Origin of the sequence: Clostridium sp. (genome assembly GCF_016650035.1) — a bacterium.
Lineage (GTDB): Bacteria > Bacillota > Clostridia > Clostridiales > Clostridiaceae > Clostridium_AD.
Map to the genome: position 1 here is coordinate 24267 of NZ_JAENWM010000015.1, position 19547 is coordinate 43813.

General features: G+C 31.2%; 22 protein-coding genes and 1 riboswitch. All 22 genes read right to left on the minus strand.

The genetic code is table 11. The features are described from left to right. Window positions 1-28 precede the first annotated feature (28 nt). Window positions 29-997 carry an ABC transporter permease gene (locus tag JJD95_RS05480; RefSeq protein ID WP_291641150.1) on the minus strand — a complete coding sequence of 323 codons (969 nt, stop codon included), beginning with the start codon at window positions 995-997 and terminating at the stop codon, window positions 29-31. Then, the gene (locus JJD95_RS05485) at window positions 990-2486 is read right to left on the minus strand and encodes a sugar ABC transporter ATP-binding protein (RefSeq protein ID WP_291641152.1); all 1497 of its coding nucleotides are present in this window, start codon (window positions 2484-2486) and stop codon (window positions 990-992) included. Before JJD95_RS05485 ends, JJD95_RS05480 begins: the two co-directional genes overlap by 8 nt. 12 nt (window positions 2487-2498) lie before the next feature. Then, window positions 2499-2897: a D-ribose pyranase gene (rbsD, locus tag JJD95_RS05490; RefSeq protein ID WP_291641154.1), complete on the minus strand. Its 399-nt coding sequence runs from the start codon at window positions 2895-2897 to the stop codon at window positions 2499-2501. Then, window positions 2897-3838, minus strand: coding sequence for a ribokinase (gene rbsK / locus JJD95_RS05495; RefSeq protein ID WP_367114782.1), 942 nt, complete (start codon window positions 3836-3838; stop codon window positions 2897-2899). The genes rbsD and rbsK overlap by 1 nt, the downstream gene beginning before the upstream one ends. Continuing rightward, on the minus strand, window positions 3831-4877 hold the full coding sequence (locus JJD95_RS05500) for a LacI family DNA-binding transcriptional regulator (RefSeq protein ID WP_291641158.1): 1047 nt from the start codon (window positions 4875-4877) through the stop codon (window positions 3831-3833). Before JJD95_RS05500 ends, rbsK begins: the two co-directional genes overlap by 8 nt. 329 nt (window positions 4878-5206) lie before the next feature. Further along, window positions 5207-6376, minus strand: coding sequence for a DUF5305 family protein (locus JJD95_RS05505; RefSeq protein ID WP_291641160.1), 1170 nt, complete (start codon window positions 6374-6376; stop codon window positions 5207-5209). Between the two features lie 118 nt (window positions 6377-6494). After that, the gene (locus JJD95_RS05510) at window positions 6495-7217 is read right to left on the minus strand and encodes a SipW-dependent-type signal peptide-containing protein (protein WP_291641162.1); all 723 of its coding nucleotides are present in this window, start codon (window positions 7215-7217) and stop codon (window positions 6495-6497) included. A 104-nt stretch (window positions 7218-7321) separates the two neighbouring features. Continuing rightward, the gene (locus tag JJD95_RS05515) at window positions 7322-8128 is read right to left on the minus strand and encodes a SipW-dependent-type signal peptide-containing protein (RefSeq protein ID WP_291641164.1); all 807 of its coding nucleotides are present in this window, start codon (window positions 8126-8128) and stop codon (window positions 7322-7324) included. A gap of 264 nt (window positions 8129-8392) precedes the next feature. Beyond that, window positions 8393-9595 carry a signal peptidase I gene (locus JJD95_RS05520; protein ID WP_291641165.1) on the minus strand — a complete coding sequence of 401 codons (1203 nt, stop codon included), beginning with the start codon at window positions 9593-9595 and terminating at the stop codon, window positions 8393-8395. Window positions 9596-9636: 41 nt separating this feature from the next. After that, a complete protein-coding gene (locus tag JJD95_RS05525; RefSeq protein WP_291641167.1) occupies window positions 9637-10440 on the minus strand; it encodes a hypothetical protein in 804 nt (267 codons plus the stop codon). A 64-nt stretch (window positions 10441-10504) separates the two neighbouring features. Continuing rightward, a complete protein-coding gene (locus JJD95_RS05530; RefSeq protein WP_291641169.1) occupies window positions 10505-11119 on the minus strand; it encodes a response regulator transcription factor in 615 nt (204 codons plus the stop codon). Beyond that, window positions 11116-12813 (minus strand): ATP-binding protein, encoded by a 1698-nt coding sequence (locus tag JJD95_RS05535; RefSeq protein WP_291641171.1) that lies wholly within the window; start codon window positions 12811-12813, stop codon window positions 11116-11118. The genes JJD95_RS05530 and JJD95_RS05535 overlap by 4 nt, the downstream gene beginning before the upstream one ends. A 24-nt stretch (window positions 12814-12837) precedes the next feature. Continuing rightward, a complete protein-coding gene (locus JJD95_RS05540; protein WP_291641173.1) occupies window positions 12838-13545 on the minus strand; it encodes a hypothetical protein in 708 nt (235 codons plus the stop codon). Window positions 13546-13597: 52 nt separating this feature from the next. After that, entirely contained in the window at window positions 13598-13909 is a 312-nt protein-coding gene (locus JJD95_RS05545) for a zinc ribbon domain-containing protein (RefSeq protein WP_291641175.1), read from the minus strand. A gap of 295 nt (window positions 13910-14204) precedes the next feature. After that, the gene (locus tag JJD95_RS05550; protein ID WP_291641177.1) at window positions 14205-14333 is read right to left on the minus strand and encodes a hypothetical protein; all 129 of its coding nucleotides are present in this window, start codon (window positions 14331-14333) and stop codon (window positions 14205-14207) included. Window positions 14334-14352: 19 nt separating this feature from the next. Next, entirely contained in the window at window positions 14353-14532 is a 180-nt protein-coding gene (locus JJD95_RS05555; RefSeq protein WP_291641179.1) for a hypothetical protein, read from the minus strand. 21 nt (window positions 14533-14553) lie between these two features. Next, on the minus strand, window positions 14554-14850 hold the full coding sequence (locus tag JJD95_RS05560; RefSeq protein ID WP_291641181.1) for a hypothetical protein: 297 nt from the start codon (window positions 14848-14850) through the stop codon (window positions 14554-14556). Beyond that, window positions 14799-15074 (minus strand): hypothetical protein, encoded by a 276-nt coding sequence (locus JJD95_RS05565; RefSeq protein WP_291641183.1) that lies wholly within the window; start codon window positions 15072-15074, stop codon window positions 14799-14801. The genes JJD95_RS05560 and JJD95_RS05565 overlap by 52 nt, the downstream gene beginning before the upstream one ends. Window positions 15075-15280: 206 nt before the next feature. Then, entirely contained in the window at window positions 15281-16546 is a 1266-nt protein-coding gene (locus JJD95_RS05570; protein ID WP_291641184.1) for a bacterial transcriptional activator domain-containing protein, read from the minus strand. 79 nt (window positions 16547-16625) lie between these two features. Continuing rightward, window positions 16626-16707: riboswitch (cyclic di-GMP riboswitch) on the minus strand. Window positions 16708-16913: 206 nt separating this feature from the next. Further along, window positions 16914-17453, minus strand: coding sequence for a DUF6241 domain-containing protein (locus tag JJD95_RS05575; RefSeq protein WP_291641186.1), 540 nt, complete (start codon window positions 17451-17453; stop codon window positions 16914-16916). 110 nt (window positions 17454-17563) lie between these two features. Then, complete coding sequence (locus JJD95_RS05580) at window positions 17564-18016, minus strand: LCP family protein (protein ID WP_367114784.1); 453 nt, start codon at window positions 18014-18016, stop codon at window positions 17564-17566. Between the two features lie 42 nt (window positions 18017-18058). Next, a complete protein-coding gene (locus JJD95_RS05585) occupies window positions 18059-19474 on the minus strand; it encodes a LysM peptidoglycan-binding domain-containing protein (protein ID WP_291641188.1) in 1416 nt (471 codons plus the stop codon). Window positions 19475-19547: the final 73 nt, after the last annotated feature.

The window sequence follows — 19547 nt, forward strand, 5'->3', positions numbered from 1 at the left end:
TAGATGAGGCACTCACCTTTAGATGAGGCTACTCACCTTTTGATGAGATTAGTTTAAATTTTTTATCTATAACTATAGCTACTAGAATAACTACACCTTTTACTATTCCAGAAACAAATGGGTTTACATTCATAAGTGTCAATATATTTGATAACATACCAAGTATTAATGCACCAACAACGGTTGGTAAAATAAACCCTTGCCCGCCTGATAAGCTTGTACCTCCGAGTATTACAGCAGCAATCGCATCAAGCTCATACCCTTTACCCGCCGCAGGACCTGCTGAACCAAGTCTTGCAGTCAGTATAATTCCTGCTATACCACAAAGCAATCCAGTTATAGCATATACAGATGCTTCATTTAACTTAATATTTATTCCGGAAAGTCTTGTTGCCTCTTTGTTTCCGCCAATAGCATAAACATTTCTTCCGAAACTAGTATGTGAAAGTACGAAGAAAGCGATTACATAAATTACAATTAGTATTATGATAGGTAATGGTATTCCCAAAATTTCACCCTTACCAATGAATTTATAAGCTTCATTTTTAATTGCAATCGGAGCCCCTTTTGTAAATAGCAAAGTTGAACCGGATAGTAATGTCATTGTAGCGAGAGTTACAATAAATGGTGGCAAATCATAATGTGTAATAAAAAACGCATTTATAAGTCCACATATTAGTCCCACTATAAGCCCTGTTGCTATCGCTAGTAGCAATGATCCCGTTGAGCTAAGAACTGCTGCTGATAACGCACCTGAAAGTCCAAGTATCGCACCAACTGAAAGATCAATTCCACCTGTCAAAATAACAAAAGTCATTCCACAAGCAAGAATAGCTGACATTGAAACCTGTCTAGTTACATTTGTTAAATTACTAAAGGTTAAAAACCTTGGTGCCATAAACGAAGCAGCAATAGTTATTATTAATAATATTAGTAATGCTCTATATTGCGTGAAATCTATAGATTTAATTTTTTTTGCTATATTTGGTTTATTCATTTGTCACACCTCCAGATGCATGTGTAAGTACCAATTCTTGCGACGCATCTTTTTTCATTACTTCTTTTACTATTTTGCCTTCTCGCATTATTAGTATCCTATCAGCCATTCCAATTACTTCTGGCAAATCAGTTGATATGAGAATTATACTTTTACCTTTTTTAGTGAGCTTATTCATAATTTGATATATTTCGGTTTTTGCACCAACATCAACCCCACGTGTTGGCTCATCTAAAAAAAGAACTTCTGGACTAGTTCTAAGTATTTTGCTGAGTACAACTTTTTGCTGATTTCCGCCACTTAACTTTCCTACAATCTGGTTCTGAGAGCTGATTTTAATTCTCATTGCATCTACAGATTCATTAACTATATTTTTTTCCATACTGTTATTAATTACTCCAAACCGCGTAATCTTCTTGATTGACGCTAGCGAAATATTTTCTTTGATGCTTCTCACTAACACTAACCCCTCATTCTTCCTGTCATCTGGCACCAGACCAATCCCTGCTTTAATAGAATTTAGTGGACTAGGTTTCTTTATTCTTTTTTCGTTTATTATAATATCACCAGATATTTTTTTTATTGCACCATATATAATTTTTGAAAGTTCAATATTTCCAGAACCCATTAAGCCATAAATCGCTAAAATTTCCGATTTGTTAAGTATGAAACTAACATCGTTAACATCTTGTCCTGTAATCCCTTTCACCTCAAAAATCTTATCTTCTTTTACTTCATCTCTTTGAGGATAAAGGTTTTGTATGTTTTGGCCGACCATTAAAGAAACAATTTCATCATAGTCTGTATTTTTTGTTTCAAGTGTCTTAACATGCTTCCCATCACGAAATACTGTAATACTGTCAGAAATACTAAATATTTCATCCATTCTATGCGATATATATATTATAGAAATTGATTTAGCAACTAATCCCCTAATGATTTTAAAAAGAGTGTCAATTTCCTCATTGGTCAAAGCTGCAGTAGGCTCGTCCATAATAATAACCTTTGAATTGAATGAAAGACACTTTGCAATTTCTACCATTTGCTTTTGAGCAACTGACAGTTTAGCAATTTTAGTTTTTGGACTTATTTTAAGGCCGAGAGTATCTAGGAGTTTTTGAGTATCTTTAAATAATTTTACCCAATCTACCATTCCCATTTTAATTGGGAGTTTTCCTAAAAATATGTTTTCAGCAACAGTTAACTGAGGTACCAGATTTAATTCTTGATATATCATTGATATGCCAAGATTTTGGGCATCTTTTATGGAATTATACTCCACCTTATTGCCCTCGAAAATAATTTGGCCAGAAGTTGCGTTTTGTGCTCCTGATATTATTTTCATAAGAGTAGATTTTCCTGCTCCATTTTCCCCGCATAGTGCATGTATCTCACCTTTTTTAATTTCTAAGTGTACATTATTTAGTGCGGTCACACCGGAAAACTTTTTTACAACATCCCTAAGCTCTAAAATATAGTTGTTATTCATATAATCATCCCCTCAATAAGCACATCCAGCAACAAGTATTATACTTGGATATGGGGTAAATTCGCCAGTTCTTATTATTGCTCTTGCACTTTTTGTTTGTTCTTTAAGCTGAATATGAGGAACATATTCGATAGGTATATTCTTTGGGAGCATCCTAAGGATTTGTTCATGGATTTCCGGACTTACAAGTTTTATCTCATCTGCAAGTATGGCTTTTTCAACTACAATATGCACCAAAACTTCAGCAAGAACATCAAGATATGCAGGCTCATTTGGTTTCCATGCAAGGTCTATTCTCTCAACATTCATAGGCATTGGAAGTCCCGCATCACTTACAACGATAGTTTCCATATGGCCTGTTTCAGCAAAAACTCTTGCCATTTGAGGATTCAAAATTCCACCCTTTAACATTAGATATCACTCCTTTTCTGTAAATTTTCTTCAATAAATTTATCTACTTCTTCTCTCGTTGGCATAGCAACAGATGTTCCTAGTTTTGTTACTGCAAGATTTGCAACAACATTTCCAAACCTGCAAGCTTCAAAAATATCCTTACCCTCTGCTAATGCTGTTACAAATCCACCATTAAATGCATCTCCCGCTCCTGTTGTATCTACAACGTTTACATTGTAGTTCTTAAAAAGTTCCTGTTTTTGCTTTGTAACTGCTAAAACTCCATTTTTGCCTAATGTAATAACAACCTCTTTTACTCCCTTATCTAAGAAAAACTTGGCAGCTTTATGAGCATCAGAAGTATTGGATATTTTAATGCCTGTTAATATTTCTGCCTCTACTTCATTTGGTGTTATAATATCTATCTTTTTCAAAAGTTCATCTTTTATAGGTTGAATTGGAGCGGGATTTAGAATCACTTTTACACCATTTTTATATGCTATATCAATTACCTTTTCAACTGCATCCATGTTTGTTTCAAGTTGAGTAAGAAGAATCTCAGAAGACTTTACTATAGGTTCAATTTTTGATATATCTTCATCATTAAATGTATCACATGCACCCGCCGCAACCATAATAGCATTTTCACTTGTATTTTCATCTACCATAATTAGAGCTATTCCGGTTGGAGCTTCATCTGTTCTAAAAACAAACTCTGTTGACATATTTTGTTCATTTAACATATCCAGTGCAACATTAGCAAAAGCATCATTACCCAGCTTAGTCACCATTGTTACTTTTCCACCTGATTTATGTGCTGCGATTCCTTGGTTAAAGCCTTTTCCACCAGGTCCCATTTTAAACATTTGACTTTTCACTGTTTCACCTGGTACCGGAAGATGTGGAGCTCTTGACATTAAATCCACAACAAAACTTCCAAAAACTATAATGTTATTCATATATTTCATGCTCCTTTTTTACAATTAACTTTTCTGAACCTAATAATTTTAGTGTCGGAATAAGTGTAACTGTATCAGTTTGATTTTTAACAATATTGTTTGTATTTTTAATTTTTTCAGAAAGATTATCCATTGCAATTCTACCCATCTCTTGAGTTGGACGATAAACATTGGAAATTTTCATCCCTAATATATTTAGGATTTCTATCTCATCAAAGATTATAAGTGCAATGTCATCCGGAATTTTTAATTGATTTTCATTGATACTTTTTAGTGCTCCCAAACTCATAAGATTGTTACATGCAAATATAGCAGTTGGTCTTTTTTTGAGACTTAAAATTTCATCTGTCAGTTCATATCCACTTTCCATTCGATAATCTCCATAGAATATTAAATTCTCTTTTAGTTCAATGTTATTCATCAAAAAAGCTTTTTTATAACCCCTTAGCCTATCTCGTCCTGGCTTAGAAGATTTAGGACCTGCAATAATTGCTATATCCCTATGTCCCTCATTTATAAGTGCACACGTCGCATCAAATGCTCCTTTTACATTATCAACAAAGACCCCATCAAAGTTTGAGTACTTAACATCTCTATCTACAAGATAAATAGGTATTCCAATACTTTCTAAAAGCTTCAAATATTCACCATTAAATTCATTTGTATCAGTTGTTGGAGATATGATAAGTCCTTTTATACTCATAGTTTTCAGCTTTTTTAAAATCATTACTTCTTTTTCTTGATTTTCATCCGTGTCGTAAAATGTTGTGTCAAAGTTGTGAATATCAGCCTCTAAATTAATACCTTTAATAACTTCTGCGAAGAAAGGATTGGTTATATCAGGAACGATAACTGCAATTGTGTTTTGAGCTATTTTTGCAATTTCATTAGATATAGAATTTGGAGAAAAATTAAATTCATTGATTACTGCTTGTATTTTGGCTCTTGTTTCTTTTTTTACAGGTGCTGTATTATTTATTACCCGAGAAACAGTTGCACATGAAACTCCAGCTTTTTTTGCAATCTCAACAATTGTCATAACGATCACTCCATTGTTAATTTTATGAAAATATTTTCTTTACATTTGTTTGTTATTAACATCATTGTACCATATTGAATTTATATGTCAATCTTTTTACAATCAAAATATTCATTCAATTTGCAACCTTTCATTTTAGGCTATGAACAAAGGCATTGTTGTCTTTTTTCTTTGAATATATAAATTTTATATACTTATGAAAATATTTTCATAATCATGTAAATCATTTCAAAATGTATCACTCTACAATACAATCCCCTAATTACAGGCAAAAAAAATCGCCCATTATAGGCGACGAGCAAAATCAGAAAATATAAAACGATCTTTTTTTAATACCTTATAAACATACCAGATTTAGAAGGTTGTTGTTTTCCATCCTCAAGTGTTATAGCTAACTGCGTAGCTTCCTTAAGTTCAAGAGTGTATACGTACCTATCATCTAATACATAAAAAATAGATATTCCACCTATATCTTCTCTATCCTTGTAAAATATCGGTCTACCAACATCATCAGCAATACGAACTAAATCTTCAAACTCTTTCACATAAATTAGATCAACCATACCAATAAATTTTTCATCAACTAAACGAACTAGTCTATCTCCATGATCTTTGAATATCCTTTTGAGTTTAAGTTGCAATACATCTCCCGCAGGTTTTACTTCAGTAAAAAACAATGTAAATAATAATAAGCAAATCCAAATTAAACCACCTAAACTATACAATAACAACTTACTTTTATATGTAGGTGATACTATTTTTGTTGTAGTTTCTATTGCTCCTTTTTTTTCTGAAACCAAATCACCATTAATTTCAAAGTACTTTTCTGAGCTAATGGGGATATCCATAGTTGGCATTAATTTCTCATTGAAAACTCCCTTATCCGTTTTTCCATCAATCTCAACGTTCCAATAAATTGTAAGTTTTGTTTCAAATGCAATATCACTTTCTAACGATTTAGCATCTGCAATGTCTTGAAAATGCTGTGGATTTATTTGTGATTTGGCTTCCAATACATGTTTAGCACTATTTAAACTAAAACTCTTTTCAGGTAGAAGTTGCTCTTCATGCTTCCATATAGTCTTTTTTGCCTTATCACTACCTAATTGACCTTCCATTACTGCCTTAATACTATATTTACCCTTTACTTCCGTTGGTGACTGACCCTTAAACTCATACACAAAATTTGTATCTATGTAATCTACTAACTTTTTCACATAGATATTTCCTTCTCCAATACTCTTTTGATCAGTAGGATATAAGCTGTTAGGTTTTAAAAATACCTGGTAGTTAACCTCCGCCTTATTATTATAGGAATACTCAGGAGTTTTTTGATCTATAAATTTCCCCCCTGTCATTGTAGTCGTAAGCAATATACCCATAGTGATTAATAAGACACTTGTACTACATATAGTAACCAATCTTATTCTTTTATTGATTAATATTTTTTTATATTTTAGGTTCTTTATATATTTAATTTTCTTTTTATTACTTTGCATATTCACCACCCCCTTTATATATACTTATTATACAATTATTGTAATAAAATGTCTATACATCTTTTGATTATAAAACTAAAAATCGGTAGAGTTTTTTATTGGCTCTACCGATTTAAATCTATTTTTTATTGAATTGTTTAAAATTTACAGTCATTTTAAATGTCAGTTTTTTATTCTGTGTTGAATCCGGAGCATTCTCACTAAACTTGATTATAATAAATCTGTCAGAAATATCATCCTTATCAAGATCAGGTGCTTCCTCTCCTTCTGGAATATAAAAGTAAATTCCTCCACCAGGGTTAATTTGAGTATTTTCTAAACTCTTTGATTCTAATGCTCTATTAAAACTAGATTGAATTTCTTCCAAATCACCACTAAATGCAATGTGCCTGTCAATTTTCTTATCACCATCTAAGTCTATCCCAAATCCAGCTTCAAATGTTAAATAATTTAAAAGACCTTTCTCTCCAATATCTCCAGAGAATTCTCCAAAAGTAACATCGCTAATCTTTACTGGAATTGTACCAGTGTTAATTGCCCCTAATCTAAATGCTGCGAAAGAACCTGGATACATGTTTGCAATATTAACTGTAGCAACATTATTGTCTGTCAGCACATTATTATCATTGCCTATCTTTACTTCTGAATTCGATATATATTTCGAATTTTTCACTTCGGGAAAATTCAAGCTATCTGCCTTACCTTCTTCAAATCTAACTGATAATTCACCTGTTGATACTGTGTTATTTATAGTTAGACTATCACTCCAATACGCATATCCAACTCCAATATTCATAAGAGTTAAATATAATATTAGGATTAAAAACTTAAATTTCTTCATCCTAACCAACATCCTTTAATAATTTATTATATACTTTAATTCTATTTAAAAGCAGAGAATTACATCCCTGCTTTATTAAATATTGTTTTTTATTTGTTATGAAATTATTTTGCGTTATGTTGTTTCCAATTAATTGTCATATGGATTCCTAATTTCTGATCTTCTATATTATCTTTAGCATCTGTTGATAATGTATAGGTAATGCAATGCATATCCTCATTCCATTGATAGCCAATGGATTCCATAGCTGCTTTGGCATCCTCAATAGTTGGGAAGTCTAGTGATAATTTTTGACCTGGCTCTAATCTTACTCCTGTTAACAATGTATTTAATTTTACCTCTAAGTCTTCTACTTTACCTGAAGCATAATATCTTCCATCACACGAACCTGTATTAGGAGTTATTTTATTTCCATCAGCATCAGTTATTACATAACCAAAAGCAAATTTAAGATTATTTTTAAATATTTTTTCAACTTGGCTAAGTTTATTAGCTTCAGCACCATCAAATTTAATCGTTGCGTTATCAAATACTACTGGTATAGTTCCGTCATTTTCTATAACTCCATAATATTGTGCATAAGAACCCGGATACATATTATTAACTTGTGTAGTTACTGTTTTCCCATTTTCAGATATTATGGTTGCCGGACCATTATGGCCTGCTTCTAGTCCTTCATGGTTTACGTAGGCACTCCAATATGCATTACTTTTATTTTCATCTCCAGCAAGTTTTCCTGTTTGGTCATCTCCACCTCTTGTCTTACTTTGTCCTGCAACAAACTTTACATTCATTTCACCAGTTGTAACTGTATTATTAATTGTTAATGCATCTGTCCAGTAAGCATAACCTACTCCTGATAATGTAATAGCTGCTGTTAAAGCTAACGCCATAAGTCTTGGTTTTTTCATAATTAATCTCTCCCTTTAATAATTTATTTTATACGTAAGTAAATCAATAGAACCTTAATATATTTAACATTCTATTTAATTCGTATCTATGCCTTAATTATATCCAACTCTGTATTGCCATAAATCCCCCAAAAGAGTACTTCGTACCTATATGTTTTTACCGTTATTTATAATACATTTTGCCTATATGCCTACTACTTTAGGATTACATCTAGGAATTAATGGCAAAATAAAAGCAGAGCTTTCGTTCTGCAATACTTGATTCTAAAATTCAACTCTGTCTTTTGAAATATTATTTCTATCTTTAAGCCATAAGCTAGGCCAACCTATCTTTGGAATTACCTTAATCACCCTACCCTTTACTAGCCCTGGATCTACAAGTTCTCTATCAGCAACTGAGTTATTATCTCCTTTTGTTTCAAATTTCAATTGATTTTCTTCATCACTAATATTAATTACTCTATGAAAGATAAATATATCATCACTCTTAAATTGAATAATATCTTCTAGTTTTGCATTTTGGCCCTCTATCTTTTTAACTAAAACCACATCTCCAGGATTTATCATTGGCATCATACTTCCAGTCACTATAACTGAAGGGTAAACAGGAAAAACTCCAACTACAAACCAAACAAACAACAGTGAACTCGATATTGTTGCTATCCAACCTATTGGGTTCTCTTCTTTAACATAAGCTTTTTTCCTAGTTTTTACTTTGGATGAATATAAATATTCAAGAAACATGAGACTAAATATAGGGCATAATGTTCCTATTAAAGCTTTAGCAATCCAATTTAAATCAGGCAAAATTGGAGATAGCCAGTTAAATGCTTGGATGATTCCCAGATAAATAATAGAAAGATAAGGTCCTCCTAAAAATACAAGACTACCTGCTATAATGTTTTTTGAAAGTTCAGGTAATATATACTCGCCCAAATATTGTAATACTTCAAGTCCGCTTTTCAAATCCATTAATCTATTCAATGGAACATTTAACAGTGTATACAATACAGCTAATATAGTAATTGTTATAGCTATCTTTTTCCCCTTTATACTATTAATTAAGTAAGCTCTTATTGATTCCTTTCCAACAAGAGGCAAAAACACGAAAAATATATTTCTAAATACCCCTCCAAGTGATAAATCATAAGGACTCTTTCCAAATCCATATATAAGCCCTCCACTTAACATCAATAAAATATATATTATTGCTAAATAAACTACCCACCACTGAAGATAACTATTTAATCGTATTTTCCCTGTTGACTTCATTCGAGGAAAAAAATAAATTAACAAAATCACTGCCGCCCATATTAATGGCTTAACAATATATATATATATACTACCTTTATTAAAAGAAAAGAGTTGGATATTTTCAATTAAATAAATACTTAACATTATTATAATAAGTAAAATACATCTTGCTTTCGAAATTCTTGTAGGTTTTAACTTTTGTGTATCAATCATAGTTTTATCCCTCCCCTTTTTTTACCTACATATCTATTTACTTATTTTTCATTTTCAACTTCCTTTTTCTCTTCAACTTTCTTTTCATCTTTCTCCTCAACTTCTTTTTCAATTGCTTTTTTAGCTTGTTCTTCATTTATAACTTCGTTATTAACTTCTTCATTTATAACTTCGTTATTAACTTCTTCATTAATTACTTTTTCAACTTGTTGAATGGCTTCTTTTTGTTTTATGGCTTCTTTACCAACTTCGAACTCATTATTATTCCAACCTGAAGATTTTAAATCTATTAAAAGATTATAATTTTTCTCTTCTTCAGCTATACTTTCAAGTTTTATAACACCAGTTATAACACCATTTCTACCAGTTTCACTACTATATGGAGGTATAATTACTTTATTATTATTATTATCCCCATCTACTACGGTCTTAAATTCAGTAAATATAATATTCAAAGGTTGGTTTACTTTAGTTTGCGTATTAAATAAAGCAGGAGCAGTTCCATAGTTAGTTATAGTAAATGCAATTTCATTAGGTTCACCACTCTTTATAAGAATATGGAGTCTATTACCAATATCAGTTTCTTGTTTATCCTCATGATGTTCATGATTATTATGTTCATTTTGTTTTTGAATTTTAACAACATCATTCTCTCCTGGGTTAACTACTTCAGCCACAGTAAACGCAAGGTCACAATATCCGGTTGTAATATTGTTCATTACTTGTAACTTATCAGTCCAATATCCATACCCCGTTGGGACTAAAAAGAGAACAGCAGCAATACATATATATATAATCTTATTATAACCTGGGCCTTTAGAACGTCTTTTTCTATTCATTTTCAAAAATCTTCCTCCCCTTTACACGAATAATTCCTTTAGTCTTTAATTATTTGTTTTGTAGAATAATTTACAAACTCAAACTATTATTAACTAAAAATACTGCCTCCGCTCGCTGATTAATATTAAATTTGGCTAGTATATTGCTTACGTGCTTTTTTACTGTATTTTGTGATATATATAGCTGTTTAGCAATTTTATCATTACTATAACCTTTTCCCAGCTCCCTTAAAACATCCTTTTCTCTATCTGTCAGTGCTTCTATCATGGAGTCTTTTTTACTTGTATCTTTATAATCGATAATTGAAGGATCATAATATTTTTTCCCCCTGCTTACTGCACTTATTGCGTAAAATATGTCCTCTGAAAAAGCATCTTTTATGATATATCCATCCATACCTATTTCTTCACCTCTTAAAAAATCCTCATGTGAAATAAATGATGTTATTATAATAAATTTACATTGCGAATTTAGCACTTTGCTTTTTACAACTAAATCAAGACCATCCTCTTTACCTAGTTTTAAATCTACTAATACAATATCAGGTTTATCCTTTGTAATGATACTTATAGCTTCATCAATATTAGAAGCTTCTTGAATGCACTCTATATTTGATTCTTCTTTAAATAATGCTTCTAGTCCTTTTCTAACAAGAAAATGATCATCCACTATAAGTAGCTTCATGCAATTACCCCCTCGCCTTTATTAACCGTGTTGTTCGGTAAATAAACACTTATTTCAGTTCCCTGGCCCACTTTTGAATTCACGTTCATCTTACCTTCCAAAGAGTATATCAGATTGTGCATATTTTTTATCCCTATGCCAGAACTCTCTTTTTCAATAGTATTCTTTAATTTAAATCCAACTCCATCATCCTTTATTATAAGTTTTATGTGTTTTGTATCTAGCCTCAAAGATACTGTTATATTCTCACCTTTTCCATGTCGCGCGGAGTTTCCAATTCCTTCACATATAATTCTATATAATGCGTTTTTTAATATGGAGCTTATTATCCCCTCATTTCCATCCATATTAAATGATATGTTGATGCAATATAACTTAGATATATCATTTATATATTTATTCACATTCGTTTGAAATACACTTATACCTTGCTTATTCCAACTCATACCATATATGATTTCCCTTAGCTCACTTATTGTTGTGTTTATTGAACAATTAATACCACGTAAATCTGACGCTATTTCCTTAGAAACAGTATTTTTATTTTTTCTTATTATACCAAAAACTCCACATGATATTGCAAATAGTCTTTGGCTTACACTGTCATGTAATTCATTAGCAATACGATTTTGCTCTTCATTTACTAGAAGTTGTTTTTTAAATTCTTCAAGGTCAAACTTTTCAAGTGCAATTGAACTTAAGGAGGCTAAAAATTTCAACTGTTCTACCATTTGTTTGTATACTGGATCAACTTCGTATTGTATTAGTTCAACTCCTAATACCCCATAAAATTTAGTAGAAGAATTTACTGATATGACAATAAATCTCCTGGAATCAATAGCTAAAGATAAAGGCAAAGCAGTATTTTTAATCTTGCTTAGTTTATTTTTAATACATTCAGAGATATTATCTTCAATATATCCTGGAATATTATTGCTTGTTTTTATTGTCCATTTATTGTCTACTTCAGGTGCACAAAATAGTATTACTGGTGACTTAGTTATTTCCTTAGTATATTTTATTAATAGATTGAGAAGTCTATCCTTATTATCAAGGTTAACAAAAGTGTGTACTGCCTGATACAGGTTCATTATTTGTTCCATAGAATCATTTAATCTAGCATTAGCTATAGACATTTGATTATTTAATATAGAAAGATCTTTGCTTTTAATACTGAGTTTTTTTGATTGATTTAATAATAACTGAGCTATTATAGTTATCAACATAAAGCTCAGTAGTAAATTTGAGTTATCTGAAATCAGCTCAAATATATTACTATTATTGTTATGAAATATTATTTGAGCTAATAGTAACGATAATAGCTGATAGCTAAAGAGTACAATAAAACTAATATATATATTATAAAAGTACACTGTAATTAATATACTGTTTAATGAATACCAGATATATGGGCTATTAATGCCACCAGTTGGTATTAATATTACTATATTCCCAATAATCTCAATGATAATATATAATATACGTAAATTTTCATGCTCTTTTATTCCATACATATAATTAAATATTATTGAGGATATGGTTAAGCATACTATCATAAAAACCTTCATCGAGACGTCATATGTTGTATTCCCAAATACATAAAAAATCGAAGTTATCAATAATGATACATATCTATATATATATAATATTTTCATATCTTCAGGCAAATACATTACTTTTCTTATGAAACTCATATACAGATTCTCCCTCTTGAAAAATTATATTTTTCTTTTCTTTAAAAACATTATGCCTAGTATAATCAATATGCTCCCACAAATTATGAGAACTTTTGTATCTATAATAGACCCCGTTTGTACCAAAACTGATCCTGTTACAACTTTTTCTGCAATCGGTTTTTTATTAAAATCAGTTACTGACGCATTAGCTTTATCAAAGTTAAAATCAATATCAAATTTATGCTGCATTCCCATCACTATTTTATCCACATCACTGCTAAGCATATATTCAATTGTAAACTTCCTCTTACCACTGTTCTCTATTTCAATAGATTTATCTCCTGTAAAATTAAGTTTTAAATTTTCATCCATTTTCCCTGTATATATCAGATTTTCTTCACAGTAGAAGCTTATTGATAAATTCTCTAAATAATTTAAATATTGAGGATTATCTTTTTTAAGTAGCACATTGTTCTTATTATAAAACTTACTATCAATTACTATTTGTTTTAAAAAACAGTTAAAATTATTATCATTCGCAATGTAAAATTTTTTTACCAATTTATCTCCAGGTCCAATTAGCTCATCACTGGTAAATAAAGTTCCATTTATACTTTTATCACTATTTAGATGAAAAACCTTTTCTGGAATGTTTTCATTTGCACTAACAAATGTACTAAAAATAATAATGTTAAAAAAAAGGCTAATTATAAAAACAGCATTAAAACTACTCTTTATATGTTTATTCAAAGTTTATCTCACTCCTTAACAATATTATTAAATTTATGTAATTAATTTTTTACTAATAAATACTCATAATTATATAACTCCACTCTCTCCAATGATAATTGGAATATCTATCATTATAGGTTTCCTTTATTTTATACATAGCTTTTGAACTTGCATCTGCTTTATTCACACTATTTACTTTAATTGTTGAAATGAAAGAACCTTTTTCTTTTATCTTTTCTCTATAACGAAAATAACACATATCATACCAAAGGATTTTATATGAAATTGTGAAATCTTTTTCTACTTCTTTTAATTCCTCCCCACAGTGTTTACAAAATGCATCATTATCACCCACTTCTTTTCCACAAGTTTTACACAACATTAAAAATATCCCCCTCGTAAATTATCTTCACTATCTCATACCCTATAAACCAAGACATAGTATGTGATTATACTTAACTATTGTGCAACATTGATGACTGTTGGAACCTTCCATTTCATTTCATAAGTTTCGCCATAACTTCTTGAATTGTATAAACCTCTTTAACAGATTTGAATTCCCTTAACTCAATATCTGTTATTGAGTACAAATAAATAATATCATATGCTAGTCACACCTTAGTCCTTGCTTACTCTCACTTAATTCTTATGCTAATCATAAATGAAACTTCCACTAGTCACGTCCCAGTCACAAGCAATTTAGATGTTATCCCTGCTGCTCTAGGGCATTCTAATTTATATAAGTACATAAAAAACTCCACCCTCATAGATGCCTCTATAAAAATGAAGCTACTCCAATTCATCATATTCAATAATACCTTTAATTCATCTTCTTCCTATCGTAACATTATTACCACTACAAACCACCTCTGGTGTATTTTCAATATCCTTAGCTTCTATCCCAAGCTCAATCAATATTTCACCACACTCATCGCACTTCTGATTAATACTCGTGTTTGACGTATACCAAATATGATCACATTTTTCACAAACTAGCCTTATCATAATTAACCCCCTAGATTTTCATTAATCATTATATCCTTCTTCCTCTTCTTCTTTCCCCTCCCATGTATGAAACTCAATTCTTTTCCCCTCTGCTGTACCACTTAATGCCTCTTCAATCAGCATCATAAGTTCTAGGCAACTGCAGAAATTTCTTCTTTGTTTACCTTCTAGCCATTGGATTGTACCCTGCCAACTTTTATTTTGCCTGTATTTTATCCTTAATAAAAAGGATGTTGATGCTTCTATTGAGATTCTTTCTACTTCATTTATAACACCCCACCACCTTTTAAGTTTCTTAGGATTTTTGGCACGTTCCATGAGCGCATCTGTTCAGTAGGCTTCAGTAATTTTAATTGTTCTAATTTCTCATTAATTAATAGGATAAGCTCAATTAAACTTCTAAAATCCCTTGTCTCACCGGATTCACAGTGCTGAATTTTACCATGAAAGTCACCATCGTTACTTGCTATAACATTTAAAGTAAAATCCGCTTCTCCATGTCCACTGTTTTTTAAGGACTTCTCGTTGCCCTTCATTTCCATAATCAATTCTCCTTATTTTACTACCTTATATTGTATATATATAAATGGTAACATATGTCAGTCTTAACTTGAACCTTGTTTACTCTCATTTAATTCTCATGTTAATCACAACTAAGACTTATATTAGTCACAACCCAGTCACAAGTATGTAAAAAAATCAGAAAAACATAACGCTTTATACGTTATGTTTTTTCAATTCCATAATTTCACCCTAATAATTCTTCATGAAATGAGTCAGAGTAATTGATTGGCTTCAATATTGTTTCTACAATTATCTCTTTTGAAGCAAAGTCTATTTCATATTTATTTAGAATTCGAGCTAATACCTTTTCTGCTTGCTCAAATATTGCTCCAGGTAATAGCACCAGTATTTGAGTCTCACTCCATTTAGATACAACATCACCCTCTCGAAGACCTTGTATTAATAGATTAAGTATTGATCCCATCACTTTTGTTAATACTTTACTATCCTGTTTCCTATGCTTTATCCTAGATACCGTAAACATTCCCATAAATACAGTTTCCTCAGTCCTTGCTGCTCTACGGCATTCTAATTTATATAAAGAAATAAAAGTGTCAACCTCACAGAAGAAAGCTCCATCAGAATCAGGCCTATCTATCATCATTTCTTGAATAGAACTTAAGTCTAATAAAATATTATCTTCCTTACATTTTATCTGATGATATAAATTTCGTAAATCAGTTGATGGTTTTACACCCATCTCTTTGTAAAGCATAGATGTTACATATTCATATTGACTCTGCGCTTGCTTTATATTACCATCCTCAAGAAGTGCTTCAATATAAATTATATGAAGGCTTTCTTCAAATGATTCAATCATTAATGCCTCTTCACATACTTTTAGAATATCCTCCGTTCTTCCATAATGTTTTAGTAGTTTTGTTAGCCTACCTATTATATCCATGTATATGCGATGATAATAGTTTCTAATTGGAATTATCCATTCATTGTAGGCATCTTCAGAAAGATAATCACCTTTATATAGCAATAAAGCACTTTGATAAAGTTCAATTGCATTAAGAAAATCATCATTTTTCTCAGAAGCCTTACCTTTTTTATAAAGCTCCTCAAACTCATCAACGTCTGTCCAATAATGGAACTCCTTATTCCAACTATAGCACCCTTGCGAATAATTTATAATCGACTCTCCATCTTTATTTACTCCTTCATAATTTAAAAGCATTCTAAGTCTATAAATAAGATTTTGCAAAGCTTTTAGAGGATTGTCGCATTCCTTATCACTCCATAAAATTTCGAAAAAATTTTCTTGTACAATTCTTTTATTTCTATGCGTAAGAATATACTTAAATAAATTCCACAGCTGCTGAGAACGTTTGCAATCATTTGAAAGCACTTTTCTTCCTGATTTCACTTCAAAACAACCTAGCGTATATACTTTAAGACAATCTGCATCATTATTGTAATCACAATTTAAATTATTAGCTAACAAGCAATCTCCCCCTATATATTAAAATTAACCACTGCTTTTATATCTAAATAATAAAACTCCATTCTCATAGATTTCTCTATAAAAATGGAGTGGGTTCACTATTAGCTCATCATATTCAAAGTGACCAATTTAGAATACGTTTCATTGCTTCCATAGTTTTATTACATTTATTGTAAACCATAAGATGTAATTATCATTATATACTTTATACAAGAAAATTTATATAGTAACAATAACCTATTTTACTACTAATAAAGTAATAATTTTACATATTATTGGTATTACTCCTAAATTGTTTTATAAATATATCTTATACAAAAAAAATCGCCCATTATAGGCGACGTGCAAAATCAGAAAAATTATTCACTCATTTTAAATTTTCTTTAGCTTCAGTTATCGCTTCTAAGTTTTCCCCATTAGCTCTACCTACTGTTCCATCTAGTATTCCCCAAACTTTATTGTGGGCTTGAACTACATTATCGAATTTACCACTTTTCCAATCATTTGCAATCTCAGCAAAATCGACTTTTTCATAAAAGTCCTCAGTACTTTCAATCATATTCAATAATTCTGATACACTTTCCTTATTAACTGCTACCTTAGTCCATATCTCGCTATCTTCAGCAATTATAAGAGTATTAACCATGTCATGTATCATTGTTGCAACTTCAAGTCTAGTATAAACTTTTGTGTTTTGTTTTGCAGTATAAACTATTGCATCTTCTTTTGTATCTGCTTTAGTATTTTCTTTTGTTAGTACTACTTCTGTATCTGCCTTAACTGGCTTAACACCCATATATTTATTATAATCCCATCCATTAAATGCTGCTACAAGAACCACAATTGCCCCCATGACAATAACAGTACTAAAACCCAAGATAATTTTAATTGTTAATTTTTTATGCATATTCAACCCCCATATGTAATATAATATACTTTGTTGCATTATATACCATAAATACATATTTATACAATGTTTTTCTCGTATTGGAGGTCAAACTAATTATTTTCTTAAACCTAATTGCTTTTAGACACTGGCTTTATATCTTCATAAATAAAATTATGCAATTGTTCTATAGTAGACTGCATATCAGCAAGCAAATACCACACTCCACTAATCATTTTACCACTCCAGTAACCATCAACTGGAAATCTTTCCTGTTCTAATTCTTTTGTGTTTGAAGTTAGCACCTTTGTGCCAAGTTTTATTATATCAATACTATTCATACTTGTCTCAGTAAGAGGCAAAAGTTCAGAAACAACACTTGGAAAATCTGTTACTCCTATGGACTGAATCTTTGTGAACATAACTGATAATACCGTTCTTTGTCTTTCAGTTCTCCTAAAATCGTCACCAGAAGTATGACGTATTCGTGAATAAGCTACAGCTTGTTTCCCATTTAAATTCTGAGATCCAGCTTTTGAAACTCCAGGAATTAAACTAATCTCATCTTGGTCAACCTCTACAATTTCAGTAGTTTTCTAACATGCCACTTGCCACGTGGGTGGCACCTATTCAGATTTTCGAATAGTGAAGTTATCCTGGAGCAAAGCCCAGTTTTGAGGGAATGGATATCCTAGAACCCAATAACTTATTCCTTTTAAATTATAACTCTTGACCATGTCAAACTTCGCCTTTGCACTGCGCGCATCTTCAAACCATACTTCATGCGACCTTAGTTTTTCATCTGTATACCGATAGAAAGGTGATTGAGCCACTGAATCATACTGAATATTAGCACCATATTTTACAGTTCTTAAAATTGCTTCCTGACAACTGAATGTTTCAGCTTCCTGCCCCTCAATATGTGGGAGAAGCCAATCTCTTGCATATATTTGGAAACCAAAATATATTTTCTGCCTAGGAATCACCGTAATTGCATAGTCAAGAACCCGCTTAATTTCATTTAGGGGTGAAATGGCTTGTGGAGGACCTTTTCGCCATCCCCATTCATAAGTCATTAATACAACAAAATCAACTATTCTACCATGTGCCTCATAATCATGCGCTTCATACAGCAGTCCTTGTTGTGTTCCACTTACTTTTGGAGCTACTGCTGTAGATACGAAAAAGCCTTCTGAATGTAACCGAGTTACCACGCGCCGAAGAAAACTATTATAAGCTTCACGGTCAGCTGGAATTACATTTTCAAAGTCGATATTTATCCCCAAATACCCCTTTTGTTTCATTGTATTAATGATATCAGTAAGTAAACTTTCTACAATAGTGGGACTATTTAATACAATATGTGCAAGGTTTTCTCCTTTTGTAGTTGAAGTAAAGTTTGTAATGGACATCATAGGTATAACTCTTTCTGCTTTAGCAGTTTGTATTGCTGGAATGTCATAGGTCGGCTGTAGGGTTCCATTTTCTTTAATTAAATAAGCAAACGGACTCAAATATGTTAAATTCTCACCGTCTTTTTTAACAATTGGAATAGCCTCTTCTTTCAAGAAATAAATATATGCATTTACGCTTATAGCAGGTCTTAGTTTGCGCGGAATAACTACTATAGTACCTGGGTAAACAAGGTTTATATCAGTAATATTATTAACCTTTATTAACTTTTGAAGGTCAACTCCATACTTTTGGGCTATCATCCATAATGTTTCTCCTGGCTTAATGTAGTGTCTGAGTGCAGGTATATATAGTACTAATCCTGGAAATATATTGTCAGGACTTAAAACCTGATTATTTTGCAGAATTATTTGAACAGTAGTTCCATATATTTGTGCGATTTTCCATAAGGACTCACCTTGTTTAACGGTATGATATACATCTTCGCTTGGAATGACCAATGCCTGACCTATTACAAGCTGATTAGGATTGGGTAGCTCATTTACTTTTACTATTGCTGTCATTGAAACACCATAGTTATTTGCAATTTGCCATAGTGTTTCTCTTGCCATTACTATATGAATCAACATTATATATCTCCTTTCATTATTACTACCAATATATGCAGGATTTATATAATGTTGATATCAACTTATTTACTTG

What these genes read in the sequence shown, in the direction of transcription:
- JJD95_RS05480 (WP_291641150.1), bottom strand. Translation starts at nt 997, where the DNA reads ATGAATAAACCAAATATAGCAAAAAAAATTAAATCTATAGATTTCACG.
- JJD95_RS05485 (WP_291641152.1), bottom strand. Translation starts at nt 2,486, where the DNA reads ATGAATAACAACTATATTTTAGAGCTTAGGGATGTTGTAAAAAAGTTT.
- rbsD (WP_291641154.1), bottom strand. Translation starts at nt 2,897, where the DNA reads ATGTTAAAGGGTGGAATTTTGAATCCTCAAATGGCAAGAGTTTTTGCT.
- rbsK (WP_367114782.1), bottom strand. Translation starts at nt 3,838, where the DNA reads ATGAATAACATTATAGTTTTTGGAAGTTTTGTTGTGGATTTAATGTCA.
- JJD95_RS05500 (WP_291641158.1), bottom strand. Translation starts at nt 4,877, where the DNA reads ATGACAATTGTTGAGATTGCAAAAAAAGCTGGAGTTTCATGTGCAACT.
- JJD95_RS05505 (WP_291641160.1), bottom strand. Translation starts at nt 6,376, where the DNA reads ATGCAAAGTAATAAAAAGAAAATTAAATATATAAAGAACCTAAAATAT.
- JJD95_RS05510 (WP_291641162.1), bottom strand. Translation starts at nt 7,217, where the DNA reads ATGAAGAAATTTAAGTTTTTAATCCTAATATTATATTTAACTCTTATG.
- JJD95_RS05515 (WP_291641164.1), bottom strand. Translation starts at nt 8,128, where the DNA reads ATGAAAAAACCAAGACTTATGGCGTTAGCTTTAACAGCAGCTATTACA.
- JJD95_RS05520 (WP_291641165.1), bottom strand. Translation starts at nt 9,595, where the DNA reads ATGATTGATACACAAAAGTTAAAACCTACAAGAATTTCGAAAGCAAGA.
- JJD95_RS05530 (WP_291641169.1), bottom strand. Translation starts at nt 11,119, where the DNA reads ATGAAGCTACTTATAGTGGATGATCATTTTCTTGTTAGAAAAGGACTA.
- JJD95_RS05535 (WP_291641171.1), bottom strand. Translation starts at nt 12,813, where the DNA reads ATGAGTTTCATAAGAAAAGTAATGTATTTGCCTGAAGATATGAAAATA.
- JJD95_RS05545 (WP_291641175.1), bottom strand. Translation starts at nt 13,909, where the DNA reads ATGTTGTGTAAAACTTGTGGAAAAGAAGTGGGTGATAATGATGCATTT.
- JJD95_RS05550 (WP_291641177.1), bottom strand. Translation starts at nt 14,333, where the DNA reads ATGATGAATTGGAGTAGCTTCATTTTTATAGAGGCATCTATGAGGGTG.
- JJD95_RS05555 (WP_291641179.1), bottom strand. Translation starts at nt 14,532, where the DNA reads ATGATAAGGCTAGTTTGTGAAAAATGTGATCATATTTGGTATACGTCA.
- JJD95_RS05560 (WP_291641181.1), bottom strand. Translation starts at nt 14,850, where the DNA reads ATGGAACGTGCCAAAAATCCTAAGAAACTTAAAAGGTGGTGGGGTGTT.
- JJD95_RS05565 (WP_291641183.1), bottom strand. Translation starts at nt 15,074, where the DNA reads ATGGAAATGAAGGGCAACGAGAAGTCCTTAAAAAACAGTGGACATGGA.
- JJD95_RS05575 (WP_291641186.1), bottom strand. Translation starts at nt 17,453, where the DNA reads ATGCATAAAAAATTAACAATTAAAATTATCTTGGGTTTTAGTACTGTT.
- JJD95_RS05585 (WP_291641188.1), bottom strand. Translation starts at nt 19,474, where the DNA reads ATGTTGATTCATATAGTAATGGCAAGAGAAACACTATGGCAAATTGCA.